Source organism: Mycobacterium intermedium, from assembly GCF_002086275.1.
GTDB lineage: Bacteria > Actinomycetota > Actinomycetes > Mycobacteriales > Mycobacteriaceae > Mycobacterium > Mycobacterium intermedium.
The window spans coordinates 1-14,174 of record NZ_MVHT01000078.1; the positions used below are offsets into that span (position 1 = coordinate 1).

14 protein-coding genes and 2 pseudogenes are annotated in these 14,174 nt (G+C 64.4%); 9 read left to right on the top strand and 7 right to left on the bottom strand.

Features of this window, described 5'->3' with window-relative positions; translation table 11 throughout:
* Positions 1-84: 84 nt before the first annotated feature.
* The 4 genes and pseudogenes from BST27_RS22695 to BST27_RS22705 all read right to left on the bottom strand — a co-directional run.
* Positions 85-870 (bottom strand): annotated as a pseudogene (locus BST27_RS22695) (serine/threonine-protein kinase); the annotation flags it as partial.
* Positions 871-955: 85 nt separating this feature from the next.
* Positions 956-1,798, bottom strand: a complete 843-nt coding sequence (locus tag BST27_RS34845; protein ID WP_069418614.1) for a peptidylprolyl isomerase — start codon at positions 1,796-1,798, stop codon at positions 956-958.
* A 351-nt stretch (positions 1,799-2,149) separates the two neighbouring features.
* Positions 2,150-2,746 (bottom strand): annotated as a pseudogene (locus BST27_RS34850) (serine/threonine-protein kinase); the annotation flags it as partial.
* Between the two features lie 21 nt (positions 2,747-2,767).
* A complete protein-coding gene (locus tag BST27_RS22705) occupies positions 2,768-3,643 on the bottom strand; it encodes a peptidylprolyl isomerase (RefSeq protein ID WP_069418594.1) in 876 nt (291 codons plus the stop codon).
* Positions 3,644-3,705: 62 nt separating this feature from the next.
* Between BST27_RS22705 and BST27_RS22710 the strand changes: the two genes are divergently transcribed.
* Both BST27_RS22710 and hisS read left to right on the top strand, forming a co-directional pair.
* On the top strand, positions 3,706-4,374 hold the full coding sequence (locus tag BST27_RS22710; RefSeq protein WP_069418593.1) for an MBL fold metallo-hydrolase: 669 nt from the start codon (positions 3,706-3,708) through the stop codon (positions 4,372-4,374).
* 3 nt (positions 4,375-4,377) lie between these two features.
* Positions 4,378-5,646: a histidine--tRNA ligase gene (hisS, locus tag BST27_RS22715; RefSeq protein WP_069418592.1), complete on the top strand. Its 1,269-nt coding sequence runs from the start codon at positions 4,378-4,380 to the stop codon at positions 5,644-5,646.
* On the opposite strand, the gene BST27_RS22720 is transcribed toward hisS, so the two are convergent.
* Together BST27_RS22720 and BST27_RS22725 are read right to left on the bottom strand one after the other, a co-directional pair.
* Positions 5,643-6,773 carry an epoxide hydrolase family protein gene (locus BST27_RS22720; protein ID WP_197518084.1) on the bottom strand — a complete coding sequence of 377 codons (1,131 nt, stop codon included), beginning with the start codon at positions 6,771-6,773 and terminating at the stop codon, positions 5,643-5,645. The two genes, hisS and BST27_RS22720, sit on opposite strands and share 4 nt — an antisense overlap.
* Positions 6,773-7,351 carry a TetR/AcrR family transcriptional regulator gene (locus BST27_RS22725; protein ID WP_139805311.1) on the bottom strand — a complete coding sequence of 193 codons (579 nt, stop codon included), beginning with the start codon at positions 7,349-7,351 and terminating at the stop codon, positions 6,773-6,775. The genes BST27_RS22720 and BST27_RS22725 overlap by 1 nt, the downstream gene beginning before the upstream one ends.
* Positions 7,352-7,492: 141 nt before the next feature.
* On the opposite strand from BST27_RS22725, the gene BST27_RS22730 reads away from it, so the two are divergent.
* The 7 genes from BST27_RS22730 (at position 7,493) to BST27_RS22760 (ending at position 12,518) form a co-directional block, all read left to right on the top strand.
* On the top strand, positions 7,493-8,518 hold the full coding sequence (locus BST27_RS22730; RefSeq protein WP_069418589.1) for an aromatic ring-hydroxylating dioxygenase subunit alpha: 1,026 nt from the start codon (positions 7,493-7,495) through the stop codon (positions 8,516-8,518).
* A 5-nt stretch (positions 8,519-8,523) separates the two neighbouring features.
* Positions 8,524-9,612: an NAD(P)H-dependent amine dehydrogenase family protein gene (locus BST27_RS22735; protein ID WP_069418588.1), complete on the top strand. Its 1,089-nt coding sequence runs from the start codon at positions 8,524-8,526 to the stop codon at positions 9,610-9,612.
* 23 nt (positions 9,613-9,635) lie between these two features.
* Complete coding sequence (locus tag BST27_RS32530) at positions 9,636-9,791, top strand: hypothetical protein (protein ID WP_156789257.1); 156 nt, start codon at positions 9,636-9,638, stop codon at positions 9,789-9,791.
* A gap of 549 nt (positions 9,792-10,340) precedes the next feature.
* On the top strand, positions 10,341-10,973 hold the full coding sequence (locus BST27_RS22745) for an MspA family porin (RefSeq protein ID WP_069418613.1): 633 nt from the start codon (positions 10,341-10,343) through the stop codon (positions 10,971-10,973).
* A 66-nt stretch (positions 10,974-11,039) separates the two neighbouring features.
* Complete coding sequence (locus BST27_RS22750; protein ID WP_139805310.1) at positions 11,040-11,246, top strand: hypothetical protein; 207 nt, start codon at positions 11,040-11,042, stop codon at positions 11,244-11,246.
* Positions 11,243-11,473: a hypothetical protein gene (locus BST27_RS22755; RefSeq protein WP_069418585.1), complete on the top strand. Its 231-nt coding sequence runs from the start codon at positions 11,243-11,245 to the stop codon at positions 11,471-11,473. Before BST27_RS22750 ends, BST27_RS22755 begins: the two co-directional genes overlap by 4 nt.
* 16 nt (positions 11,474-11,489) lie before the next feature.
* Entirely contained in the window at positions 11,490-12,518 is a 1,029-nt protein-coding gene (locus BST27_RS22760) for an Rv2578c family radical SAM protein (RefSeq protein WP_069418584.1), read from the top strand.
* Between the two features lies 1 nt (position 12,519).
* On the opposite strand, the gene BST27_RS22765 is transcribed toward BST27_RS22760, so the two are convergent.
* A complete protein-coding gene (locus BST27_RS22765; RefSeq protein ID WP_069418583.1) occupies positions 12,520-14,076 on the bottom strand; it encodes a purple acid phosphatase family protein in 1,557 nt (518 codons plus the stop codon).
* Between the last annotated feature and the right edge of the window lie 98 nt (positions 14,077-14,174).

Consider the following 14,174-nt stretch of genomic DNA (forward strand, 5'->3'; position numbering starts at 1 on the left):
GGCCTGCGAGATCAACTGAATCCGAATCAACAAACCCGACTCCAAAACCGGGTGGACTCAGTAACGGGGACTAGCCACTGGCGCGGTCTGGTAGCGGGCCTTCATGTTCTTGGCCATCCCACGGCCGATCACTTCGTCCAGTGCCGGCGGTATGCCCCGCACCATGGTCGACGGCCGCGGCGGCGGCGTGTTGAGGTGACCGACGAGCTGAGCTTCCAGGCTGTTGCCGGGGAAGGGGCGGCCACCCGTCAAACACTCGTGCAGCATGCACGCCAGCGAATACACATCGCACCGCGGATCCGTTGCGCCGTCGAACCGTTCGGGTGCCATATAGGCGACAGTTCCCAACGTGTCGCCGGATCTGGTCAGGGAAGTGTCGGCGGCATTACGCGCAATTCCGAAGTCGATCAGGTACACGAAATCGCGGGCGTTGGCGACCAGGATGTTCGACGGCTTGATATCGCGATGCACCAACCCGGCCCGGTGGGCGCTGTCCAGCGCCGCCGCAACCTGTTCGATGACGGCAACCGCCCGCTCCGGGCTAAGCCGGCCGCCGTGTTCGACGATGTACCGCATCAGGTCGCGACCCTCGATCAGCCGCATGTCGACGTACAGCTGGCCGTCGATTTCGCCGTAGCCGTGGATGGGCACCACGTGCGGGTCGTTGAGGGCCGCGGCGGTACGCGCCTCCCGTCGGAAACGCTGCTGGAACTCGCGGTCCTCGGCAGAGTGTGGCGGCAGCACCTTGATGGCGACGATGCGGTCGGTCGCGGTGTCGTAAGCGCGCCAGACCTCGCCCATTCCGCCGCGACCCAACAGGCCGAGCAGCTTGTATCGCCCGAATGTGCGTTCGGGAGCCCTCCCCGCCAAAAGCGACCTCCCCCATTAGCACCGGAGCTCAAATTATCGCTTACGGCGGCGGCAGGTGGATGCTTCCGCGGGTACCGCCCGGCGATTAGTCGAGCAACACCGACTGAATGATGACATCGCCGACGGGGGCGCCGTCTCCTTGCTTGCTGCCTGGGGCGAGGCCGGCCTTAGCGATCTTGTCCAGTGTCTCCAAGCCGTCGGCCTGGATGGTGCCGAACACGGTGTATTCCGGTGGTAGCTGGGAGTCGCGGTAAACCATGAAGAACTGGCTGCCGTTGGTGTTCGGCCCGGCGTTGGCCATGGCCAAGGTGCCTCGGGGATAGATGACCGGTTGCTGCAGCTCAGGAGAGTCTGGCGGGAACTGGTCGGTCGGGTACTCGTTGTTGAACTGGTAGCCCGGACCGCCGGTGCCGTCGCCCTTCGGGTCGCCGCACTGCAGCACCCCCAGGAACTCGGACGTCGTCAACCGGTGGCACTTGGTGTCCTTGAACCAACCCTGCTGTCCGAGGCTGACGAAGCTGTTGACCGTGCAAGGCGATTCGTTGTTGGCAAGCATCAGGCCGATCTTGCCCTGATTGGTCATCATGCTCATGCTGATCTGCGCCGGCTCGGTCGGCACCTTGCCCGTCCGCGGCGGCTTGGCCGGTTTGGCCGCCTTGTCCGGTGACGGCGGGTACTGGCAGTTGGCCCCCAAATTGGCCGACGGCGTGAATGGTGGCAACCCGCCAGGTCCAGCAGGCAGCGAGGTGGTGGGCGAACTGCTGGGGGTCGCCGAGGTCTCCTGGTGCTCGCCTGTGTTCGCGACCATGAAGATGACAACCGCCGCGATGACGACGATCGCGGCTATCCCGCCTATCGAGAAACCGAAGACCAATCGATTTCGGCGCTGGCGGGCCAACTCGGCGCGGCTTTCCTGCTCTTGTTGCAGCTTGCGTTTGGCTTCCTCGCGTCGCTTTGCGTTCGACGCCGATACGGTTTTGGGTTGCGGGGGCCGAGCCCGGGGACTTCTTGGCTTCGGCGTGGGTGCCTTTCGCGGTTGCGTGGTCGCCAACGTAGGGCCCGGTCCCGTGAGCGCGGCGCGCGCGGCCTGGGCCAATTCGGGGGCGGTTTGGTAGCGGGCGTCGGGGTCTTTGGCCATCCCCCGCGCAATCACGTCGTCGAAAGCCGCCCGGATGCCCGGCCCGCTGAGCGACGGCCGGGGTGGCGGGGCCGTCAAGTGGCCCGCGACGAGTTGCTCGAGGCTATCTCCGGGAAACGGCCGGGCACCGGTCAGGCACTCGTGTAGAACGCAAGCGAGCGCATACACGTCGGAGCGCGCGTCGAGGGTGCCGCCGAAGCGCTCGGGTGCCATATACGCCAATGTGCCAACCATCAGTCCGGTGCTCGTCATCGTGGTATCGGACGCCGCGCGAGCGATACCGAAATCGATGAGGTAAGCAAAGTCGGACTCGGTCAGCAAAATGTTCGAAGGCTTGACGTCGCGGTGCACCAGGCCTACGCGGTGGGCGCTATCAAGTGCGGAGGCGACTTGTTCGATGATCGCGACCGAGCGTTCAGCGCTGAGTCGTCCACCATCTTGGGTGATGACCGTATGTAGGTCGCGGCCCTCGACCAACCGCATGTCCACGTAAAGCTGGCCGTCAATTTCGCCGTAACTATGGATCGGGACCACGTGCGGATCGTTAAGTCCCGCTGCGGCTTTCGCTTCACGTCGAAATCGCTTCTCAAAGTCAGGGTCGCCCGCGAGTCCAGCGGGTAGAAGTTTGATCGCGACTACGCGTTCGGTAACAGTGTCATGCGCGCGGTAAACCTCCCCCATACCGCCGCGGCCCAACAGATCGAGAAGTTGGTAACGACCGAAGGAGGCTGCCGCCATTTTGAAACCGCTACTACTTGATTAGTCGATTAACACCGACTGAATGATGACGTCGCCGACCGGGGGGCCGTCCCCTTGCTTGCTGCCCGGGGCCAGGCCGGCCTTGGCGATCTTGTCCAGGGTCTCCAAGCCGTCGGCCTGGATGGTGCCGAACACGGTGTATTCGGGGGGCAGCTGGGAATCGCGGTAGACCATGAAGAACTGGCTGCCGTTGGTGTTCGGTCCGGAGTTGGCCATGGCCAGGGTGCCCCGGGGATAGGTGACCGGTAGCTGCAGGTCAGGGGAGTCGGGGGGGAATTGGTCGGTCGGGTACTCGTTGCTGAACTGGTAGCCCGGACCGCCGGTGCCGTCGCCTTTCGGGTCGCCGCATTGCAGCACCCCCAGGATCTCAGACGTCGTCAACCGGTGGCACTTGGTGCCGTTGAACCAACCTTGTTGGGCGAGGCTGACGAAACTGTTGACCGTGCAGGGTGATTTGTTGTTGGCGAGCATCAGTCCGACCTTGCCCTGGTTGGTCACCATGCTTACGCTGATCTGCGCCGGCTCGGTCGGCACCTTGCCCGTCCGCGGCGGCTTGGCCGGTTTGGCCGCCTTGTCCGGTGACGGCGGGTACTGGCAGTTGGCCCCCAAATTGGCCGACGGCGTGAATGGTGGCAACCCGCCCGGTCCCGCGGGCGCCGACGTGGTGGCCGAGCTGCTGGGGGATGCTGTCGAACTCTTGTTGTCGTCCTTGTTCGTGAGCACCACGACCACCACAGCAACGATCACCGCTACGGCGACCACCGCACCACCGATGATGGCGAGAAGGCGGCGCCTCTTCGCCTGCTTGGCGCGGCGCTCCTGCTGCCGCTGAAGTTTGCGCTTGGCTGTCGCACGTCGTTGTTGATTGGTCGGCACGACAGCCCAGGCTAATGTGGCTGCCGCGTTCAGTGTCAAGTGGGGATGGGAAACTCAAAGCTGTGTTGATCACCGGATTCCCCGCCGGCTTGCTGCAGTGCAACTGCTACGTGCTCGCCGAACGCCAGGGGACCGACGCCATCATCGTCGACCCTGGTCAGCGGGCCATGGCCCAGCTGCGGCGCATCCTGGACGAAAACCGGCTGACCCCCGCCGCGGTTCTGATTACCCACGGCCACATCGACCACATCTGGTCCGCGCAGAAGGTCTCCGACATGTTCGGCTGCCCCACCTACATTCACCCCGAGGACCGATTCATGCTCACCGACCCGATCTACGGCCTGGGGCCGCGGGTGGCGCAGCTGGCGGCGGGCGCGTTCTTCCGCGAACCCAAGCAGGTCGTCGAGCTGGACCGCGACGGTGACAAGATCGATCTCGGCAGCGTCTCGGTCAACGTCGATCACACGCCCGGACACACCCGCGGGTCGGTGTGCTTCCGGGTCCTGCAGGCCGCCAAGAACGACGCCGACGTCGTCTTCAGCGGCGACACGCTGTTCGAGCGGTCGATCGGCCGCACCGACCTCTTCGGCGGCAGCGGCCGCGATCTGCTGCGCTCGATCCGCGACAAATTGTTAGTTCTCGACGACAGGACAGTGGTACTACCCGGACATGGCAATACGACCACCATCGGCGCCGAACGCCGATTCAACCCATTCCTCGAAGGTCTGTAAGCGGTGACGGAATATTCGGCTTTCTCGGCGCCCAAGGGTGTGCCGGAATATCTCCCGCCGGAATCGGCACAGTTCATCGCGGTGCGTGACGGGCTGCTCAACACCATTCGTCGGGCCGGTTACGGCCATATCGAGTTGCCCATCTTCGAGGACACTTCGCTCTTCGCTCGCGGCGTCGGTGAGTCGACCGACGTCGTGTCCAAGGAGATGTACACGTTCGCCGACCGCGGCGACCGCTCGGTGACGCTGCGTCCCGAGGGCACCGCCGGGGTGGTGCGGTCGGTGATCGAACACGGGCTGGACCGCGGCGCGCTACCGGTCAAGCTGAGTTATGCGGGACCGTTCTTCCGCTACGAGCGTCCGCAGGCGGGCCGGTACCGGCAACTGCAGCAGGTTGGCGTCGAGGCGATCGGCGTCGACGACCCGGCACTGGATGCCGAGGTGATCGCGATCGCCGACGCGGGGTTCCGTTCCCTGGGTCTCGACGGGTTCCGGTTGGAAATCACCTCGCTGGGCGATGACACCTGCCGTCCGCAATACCGGGAACTGTTGCAGGAGTTCCTGTTTGGTCTCGATCTCGACGAGGAAACCAGGCGGCGGGCCGAGATCAATCCGCTGCGGGTGCTCGACGACAAGCGCCCCGAGGTTCGCGCGATGACGGCCGATGCGCCGGTGATGCTCGATCATCTCTCCGACGCGGCCAAGCAACATTTCGACACGGTGCTGGCACATTTGGACGCCCTCGGGGTGCCCTACGTGATCAACCCCCGCATGGTGCGCGGCCTGGATTACTACACCAAGACCACCTTCGAGTTCGTGCACGACGGCCTGGGGGCACAGTCTGGCATCGGAGGCGGCGGCCGATACGACGGCCTGATGCGCCAGCTGGGCGGACAAGACTTGTCCGGCATCGGATTCGGCCTGGGCGTCGACCGGACGCTGCTGGCGCTGAAGGCCGAGGGCAAGAGTGTGGGGGAGACGACCCGGTGCGACGTCTTCGGCGTGCCGCTGAGCGAGCAGGCCAAGCTGCGACTTGCGGTACTGGCAGGCCGGTTACGCGCCAACGGAGTGCGCGTCGACCTCTCCTACGGCGACCGTGGCCTCAAGGGGGCAATGCGCGCGGCGGACCGGTCTGGGGCGCGCATCGCCTTGGTTGCGGGGGACCGGGACCTCGAGGCGGGCACGATCGGGGTGAAGGATCTCACCACCGGCGATCAGGTTTCGGTAGCGACGGACTCCGTTGTTGACGAGGTCATTTCGCGGTTGCGCTAGAAGACCTTCTGCTCGTTGAGCACGTCGGCGAAGGCGGTCAGGTCGGCGGCGAACAGGGCGGGCTGTTCGAACGCGGCGAAGTGCCCGCCGCGATCGTGAACCGCGTAATGGACGAGGTTGTACCGTGCTGCGGCCCAGGCGCGCGGCGTCTGCAGCAGCTCGCCCGGGTAGACCGCGTACCCGGTGGGCACGTCGACCCGGCCGGACCAGTCGCTGAGCACGCTCGTGCCGGCCCGCAATGATTCGCAATACAGCCGCGCGGCCGACGTCGCGGTGCCGGTCAGCCAGTAAAACATCAGGTTGTCGATGAGGCGATCGGTGGAAATCGGCATGCCGTCGCTGATGTCGCACCACGCGTGGAACTTCTCGAGGATCCACCCGGCCAGACCCAGCGGGGAGTCGTCCAGCCCGAAACCCAGCGAATGTGGCCGCGTGCCTTGCAATTCCATGTACGCCGTGCCGTCCTTGACGCGTTCCAGACCGGCCCCAATGGCGGCGAGTTCCGTTTCGGTGACGGCGGCCATGAGTTCGGGATCGTTCTTGTCGGGAGGCGCGAACAACATGTTGCTGTGGATGGCCGCCACGTTCCGCGTGTAATGCTCGCCGAGGTGGCGCGTGACGAGCGCGCCCCAATCGCCTCCTTGCGCGACGTAGCGTTCGTAGCCGAGTTGGGCCATCACGTCGGCAACTGCGGCGGCGACACGGGCCATATCGACGCCGCGTTCCCGGGTCGGGCCGGAGAAGCCGTAGCCGGGCATCGATACCGCGACGACATGAAAGCGCTGTCGCAATTGCGGTAGCACGTCGAGGAATTCGACGACCGAGCCCGGCCAGCCGTGGGTGATGGCCAGTGGGATCGCGTCCTGCTCGTCGGAGCGGGCGTGCAGGAAGTGCACGCGTTGCCCGGCCGCGGTGGTGACGAACGAACCGACCGCGTTGACCTCGGCCTCGACGCGGCGCCAGTCGTAGTGGTGCAGCCAATGGTCGACCACGGACCGCAGGAATGACTGGTCAGTGCCGTAATCCCAACCGGCATCGGCGATTTCGGCGGGCCATCGCGCCTTGCTGAGCCGGTCGTGCAGGTCGTCGAGTTGAGCCTGCGGCACCTCGAGCCGCAATGCTTCCACTATGTTCCCCCCGAATTCTCCAGGTAGGCGGCCAGGGCGTTGGTCAGACCGCGCCGTGCAATGTCCAGGTCGGCGTAGGAGCCGAGTTGACGCTCCGACACCAGTCCCCGCATGGCGCCAGGAATCAGGGCGGCCACCTCCCGCACCCGCTCCTGGTCGACGTTGAGGCCGGCGAACGCGTTCTCACACGTTTGCAGCCAGCTTTTGCCCCAGGAAAACAACTCGGCGGCGGTGCGCGGATACAGGCGTTCTAGTTCCGCAGGGTCGCGGGGCAGCGCGGCGCGCAGGTTTTCGATCGCTCGCGAATCCGGCGACGCCAGACCCCGGTATAGCGTCTCGATGATTACCGCCAGGCGTTCTCGCAGCGGAACGTCCGGTTGCGCCGGCGTCGCCAGGTTGGTGAACGTCGCGGCGCGTCGTTCGGCGGTGCGGTGCAGCACGGCGGCCCAAAAACCGTCGGTGTCACCGAATTGGTATTGCACCGCACCCCAGGTGGCGCCGATGTCCTTGGCGATCCGATTGGCCGACACTGACCCCGGTTCACCCGATGCAAGTGACCGAAGGGCGGCTTCGAGCATGCTCTCCCGCGTCGCGTTGCCGCGCCGATTGGGACGGCGCACCCCACCGTCAGCCTTGTGGGCCATGCACCGATCCTACGTCTCGACTTCTATTTTCATAGAGGGTACTCTGATTATTGATTCTGAGGAGGTCGCACCCGTATGGCCAAGCCGCCGTTGTCGATGAAGCCGACCGGATGGTTTCAGGTCGCCTGGTCCGACGAGATCGGCGTCGGTGACGTGCACAAGATGAAGTACTTCGACCAGGAGTTGGTGGCCTGGCGGGCCGAATCGGGCCAGCTCACGGTGATGAACGCCTACTGCGAACACCTCGGTGCCCACTTGGGTTACGGCGGCAAGGTCGTCGGCGAGGTATTGCAGTGTCCCTTCCACGGATGGCAGTGGAGCCACGAGGGCCGCAACGTCTGCATCCCCTATCAGGACCGCCCCAACCGAGGCCGACGCATCCGTACCTATCCCGTCGTCGAACGCAACGCTTCGGTCTATATCTGGCATGACATACAGGGACGCGCGCCGTACTTTGAAGCACCGGACGTGTTCGCCAGCTTCGGCGACGGCAGCAGCGTCGACGATTACTACCCGCAACAGCGGCTGTACCGGGAACGCCTGGAACTGCATCCGCAGTACGTGCTGGAGAACGGCGTGGACTTCGCGCACTTCAAGTACGTGCACGGCACACCGATCGTGCCGGTGTTCACCCGGCACGACTTCGACGCCCCGGTGTCTTTCGTCGACTTCACCATCACCTTCGAAGGCGACGACGGGCAGAAGATCGAGGATGTCAACAGCGGGGTAGAGGCCATCAACGGCGGTTTGGGAGTCGCAGTGACCAAGAGCTGGGGGATGGTCGACAACCGCACCATCTCTGCAATCACCCCGGTGGACGAGTCCACCTCCGATGTCCGGTTCATGGTCTACATCGGTCGCAAGGAGTCGAAGGATCCGGCGCGCGCCGAGGCGCGGGCCCGCGAATTTGGTCAGGAAGTGATTCGTCAGTTCGAGCAGGACGTCCACATCTGGCAGCACCAGCGCTACTCGGATCCGCCCGCACTGGCCACCGACGAGTATCGAGGCTTCACCGCAATTCGCAATTGGGCCAAGCAGTTTTATCCCGACGGCATCGGCGGCAGCGCCGCTGAAGTTTACGCAGCAATCCAGAAAGGCTGAACCGCATGAATGCACCCGCTCGACCCACCCGCGTCTTCCAGGTGGCCACCGGAAACGTCGGGTCCGAGATGATCAAGCGGCTGCAATCACATCCGGACCTGGAACTCATTGGGGTGCACTGCTATTCGGCGGAGAAGGTCGGCAAGGACGCCGGGGACCTCGCGGGCATCGGGCCGATCGGGGTCAAGGCAACCGGTTCCATCGAAGAGATCATCGCCGCCAAACCGGACGTGCTGACCTTTCACGGCGTGTTTCCCGACGAGGATCTTTACGTCAAAGTGCTTGAGGCCGGGATCAACATCGTCACCACGGCCGACTGGATCACCGGCTGGCACCGCGACACCAACCATCCGCATCCGTCGGGAAAGCCGGTGACTCAGCTGTTGGCCGAGGCCTGCGAGAAAGGCGGATCGACCTTCTACGGGACCGGCATGAACCCCGGCTTGAACCAGATCCTGGGCGTGGTGTGTTCGGCCGACGTCGCCGAGATCGAGAACATCACCACCATCGAATCCGTCGACGTGTCCTGCCATCACTCCAAGGACACCTGGATCGAAGTCGGCTACGGACAGCCGGTCGACGACCCGGAGATTCCGTCGAAATTGGAGAAGTACACCCGCGTCTTCGCCGACAGTGTGCTGTTGATGGCCGACTGTTTTGACCTCAAGCTCGACGAGGTCAAGTTCAGCGCCGAATTGGGTGCCTGCACCAAAGACGTCGATCTGGGCTGGTACACGCTGCCCAAGGGGTCGCTGGGCGGCAACTACATCAAGTACCAGGGCATGGTCGACGGCGTCCCGCGGATCGAGACGCACCTGGAATGGCAGATGACCCCGTACACCGAACCGCACTGGAAGATCAGGGGTTGCTACATCACCAGCATCAAGGGCGACCCGTGCATCTACAACAAGCACATGGTCTTTCCCAAGCCCGGAGTCGACCTGTCCAATCCGGACAATTTCGCCTCCATCGGCATGACCATCACCGGTATGCCGGCCCTCGCGGCGATCAGGTCAGTGGTCGACGCCCCGCCCGGCTTGCTCACCAGTGCCGACATCCCGCTGCGCGGGTTCGCCGGCCGCTTCAAGCTGTAACCCCACCATTGCGGCGAGCGTGCGTGTCGGTACGCGACACGCCGGTGGACGTTGTACAACTGCGCACGCTCGGCGCTGAGGCGTGCCGGCAGCGCCGGCCGCAATCGGTGCCGTCGTCCCACACCGTCTACGCCACCAACCTCACTGGCGGTGTGGTGTCGCTGATCGAATCTCGATAATGGTCGCACAGTCGCTATGCGCAAATTGACGTCGGCGGGGCCTTAATGGCAATGCGCGTTGAGATTTGTGCAATACATTCCGACGCCACCCCAGTCATCTTTTGGAGCACTCTCACCGGTCGAATTCTTGCTCGAATTCACCGACAGAGCAGGGGTGTTCGTCAGTAGGAAATCGACGATTCCCGGCGCCGGGGCGGGGTCTGGCTCCGCGTGCGCGATGCCGGTGCCGGCCGCGAGCGCCGCGACGCTGATTGCGCCTAGGAGAAGCCCCTGGGCGCACATATGACGTTTCATCGTCGCCCTCCTCGATCGTGCGCCTTAAATCGTAGCCGCCTGAGCAAACCAAGTAAGCAAAGAACTGCCGACCAGGCGCCCGAGCGTTACCCCAGCGTTTCGCAGTGAGGTCGCATAGCAATTACGAATGCAGAACAACTGCGGTTCATAGACCGCAAATTCCGAGCAGCGAATTGAACCGTCCGTACCGTGTCGCACGTGAGGCCGATCACCGCCGCTGCTCGCCGCTATCTGGCGACCGCGGTTTGCCTGGTCATGGCAGTGACCCTGTCTCCGCCGACGGCCGCTGAACCCGACGCTGATCCCGCGGCTTCTGATGCGGCGAAACCGCCCGACGGACAAGTACCCTCGGCCGATCCGATCACCTACCACACGCCCGAAGGCTGGATCTTGACACTCGGGGCGAAGGACGAGGCTCAACTCCCAGTGCCACCGTTGACTACCGCGGCATCGTCTCGCGAATACCTCGCGAGCGGCACATTCACCGCGTTGCTGAAAGGACTAGAACAGCCCCGAGGCACATTTGAGGTGGGTTACGAGATCGGTTGCGGAATCGATATGAGCACATCCAATGGCGTCACAATGGCGGGGAGCGCCGGCATCAACCCGGGCGTCGGCTTTCCGTTGACCGGCGGTTTCATCCCGTTAGTTACCGTGCCGATGAACGGTGTGATCACCGTGGGGCTGAAACCCGGCCTGGTAATCGTGGTGCCGGTGGTCAAGAAAGAGTTCCGGGGTGCAACTCCCCGGGTCATAATCACAGGCTTCCACGTGAAAATTGACGGGTGCGTGGGTCAGTCGTTCATCCGTTCCTACGCAACTCTGACTCAAGTGACGGATGAATCTGACGTGGTGCTGTCCTACGTCGGTGTCACCAAAGCTGTTTGATCGACTTCGCGGGAGATGGCGCGACGCTTTGCTGATTACTGAACTGGACGGGGCTCTTCGAGTACGTTGACCGTGAAGCTGACGCGCAAGAGCTTTGCGCACGCCCCGCTCGTCGTCCTTTTGATTGCCAGTCTGTCGACGAACTGGACCAGGCCATACCTGCGCCTCGGGCGCATCGGCTACGTCGGCATCGCGCTGGGACTGCTCATTGCCGTCGCCGGCGTGGTGTGGCTCTTTGCGTTCGACGGCCACCGCGGCACGAAGCGACGGTGATCATTGTGATGAACGTCGTTATCGTCACTATGTCGTTCATCGGTGCGATCGTCTCGTTTGCCCCCTCCCTCAATGCGGAATTGGACTTTGGGCCCGAGCTGACGGTCATGGGAACGATCCACGAGATCGAGTACGACGTGAGTTTCGTTCTGGGTAGCCCGGGTTCTTCGGCATACCGTGGATCGAGAAGTTCAGCGATCCTCAACTTGACGGATCAGTCGAACTAGTGTTCGACTAGAGGGCATGCGCTGGTCCAACCAGGCGATCGCGGTCAACGGCACACCCGTGGACGACGGAGCGCTACCCGGACTGCAGCGCATCGGCTTCGTCCGCAGCGTCCGCGTACCGCAGTTCGACCGAATCACCTTCCATGAGGTGCTGTGCAAGTCGGCGCTGAACAAGGTCCCCAACGCCGCGGCATTGCCCTTCCTCTTCACCGTCAACGGCTACCGTGGCTGCTCGCACGCCTGCCGCTATTGCTTCGCGCGGCCAACCCACGAATATCTGGACTTCAATCCTGGCGATGACTTCGACACGCAGGTCGTCGTCAAGACCAACGTCGCCGAGGTGCTGCGCCGCGAGTTGCGACGGCCGTCCTGGCGACGCGAGACCGTGGCTCTCGGCACCAATACCGACCCTTACCAACGCGCCGAGGGCCGTTATGCCCTGATGCCGGGCATCATCACGGCACTGGCGGAATCCGGAACGCCGCTGTCCATCCTGACCAAGGGCACCTTGCTGCGCCGTGACCTGCCGCTGATCGCCGATGCGGCGCAACAGGTTCCGCTGTCAGTGGCGGTGTCGTTGGCAATAGTGGACTCGAAATTGCACCGCGACGTCGAGCCGGGCACTCCCACCCCGCAGGCACGCCTGCAGCTCATTAAGGCGATCCGCGACGCCGGCCTGAACTGTCATGTCATGGTCGCACCGGTGCTGCCGCACCTCACCGATTCCACGGAGCACCTCGACGCGCTGCTCGGCCAGATCGCCGGCGCCGGTGCCACCAGCGTCACGGTGTTCGGACTGCACCTGCGTGGGTCGACGCGCGGCTGGTTCATGGCGTGGCTTTCCCGCCAGCACCCCGAACTGCTCGGCGCATACCAGGAGTTGTACCGCCGCGGAGCGTATCTGCCCGAGAGTTACCGAGACATGCTGCGCCACAGGGTCGCGCCTTTGGTCAAGAGATACCGACTGGCCGGGGACCAGCGACCGTCCACCGTCGCAGTAGAAGCGGCTAGCGCGCCGGAGCTCCTGCAGCCGACGCTGTTCTGAGTCAGTCGCCGCGGGGCTTGGTGAGGGTGAACTGGTCGATCGGCGTCACCTCGCCGAACGGCCCCGTCACCGCGTAATGCGTCGCCTTGATCGACGTGGTGCCGCCCGGCTGTCCCGGGTCGACGTCGAAAGCCGAAAAGCCGTAAGGGTTGTCGCGGTCGCGGAATGCCGACCACGGCGCATCCTCCATCACGTAGATCGGCTTCTTGTGACCGCTTTCGGGGTCGACATCGCCGACGCCGGTGATGACCCGGCACTTGAGGTCGGCATAGAACTTGCCGTTGGTCGGCTTCGAGGTGCCGCCGCCGCCGATTACCAGATGTACCGTGCCCTTCGTGGGGTCGATGACGTCGGTGCGGGTGTCGACGGGGATCGGGGTCCGGGTGTCGCTGCCCAGCGCCCCACGCAGCGGATGCGAGCGCTCGTAGTGGTGTTCGTGGCCGCACAGCACCAGGTCGACGGCGTATTGGTCGAACAGGGGTAGCCAGTCCTGCCGGATACCGAGATCGGCGCCGTTGGCCTCGGCGGTGGAGATCGCCGTCTGGTGCATGCACACGACCACCCAGTCGATGTCACGGTCGCGTCGGGCGGCGGCGAGTTCACTTTCCAGCCAACGCCGTTGCTCGCCACCTGAATAGCCGTGCACATAGGTGTTGCCGGCATCCTGAAACGCCACGTCGTCGTTCTGCAGGGCGATCACCCGCACCGATCCGGCGGTGAACGAGTACCACAGGCCGCGAAGCTCTGGGCTCGACCCCGAGTCGGGTACCGCGAAGAAGGTCTGGAAGGCGCCGTAACCGATTGGGCCGTTGCCCTTTTCGTTTTCGTGATTGCCCGCCGCCGGCATCCACGGCCGGTAACGCGCGGAGCGGGTGTTGTTCTGGAACCAGTCCGACCAGGTGCGGACGCGGTCGCTGGCCAGGTTGGCGTAGCACAGGTCGCCGTTGACCAGGTTGAACAGCGGCGCCATGCGCTCGATCGCGACGGTGGTGTCGCCGGCCGCCGGGGACCCGATGTGGTCGTTGAGATACCGGCCTTCGGTCAGGTGGTCCAGCATCGGCGTCGACTGGTCACCGAAACTGGTGAAGCGCAGGGGTTTTCGCCCGGCTGGAGCCGTTCGGATGGTGCCCAACTCCGGCGTGGTGCCGTCGTGCACCGCGGCATACACATAGTCGGTGTCGGGCGTGAGGTTGGACAGGCGTGCGTGATTGACGCGAATTTCACTGCCAGACTTGGCATCCCGGTACGTCCTGGTTTCCGCCGCCACCACACTGCCGAAGCCCGTCGTCGGTGTGCCCAGCAGCACCTGCGGATTGCGGACGGCGTCGGTGGTGTGCCACGAGACGACGACCTCGGTGCCGGCATTGCGTCCGAACTGCAGATGCAGCCCGCCCACCGGGGGAGCGCCCGTGCGGTCCGGTTGGTACCAGACACCCGGGCCGTGGCTGGGTGAGCCCAGCAGCTTGGCACCACCGAGTCCGACACCCACCCCTGCGACGGCCGCCGCGCCCGTCGTCAGCAAGGTACGACGGCTGATCCCCTGTCTGGCGTCATCCACATACGCTTCATACCGAAGCCAAGCGACCTGCGGGTGAACGCCCCCTCCACGCGCCCGCGCAGACCTGCTCGGTCGCGAGTGTGTGGCCTAGGTACCCG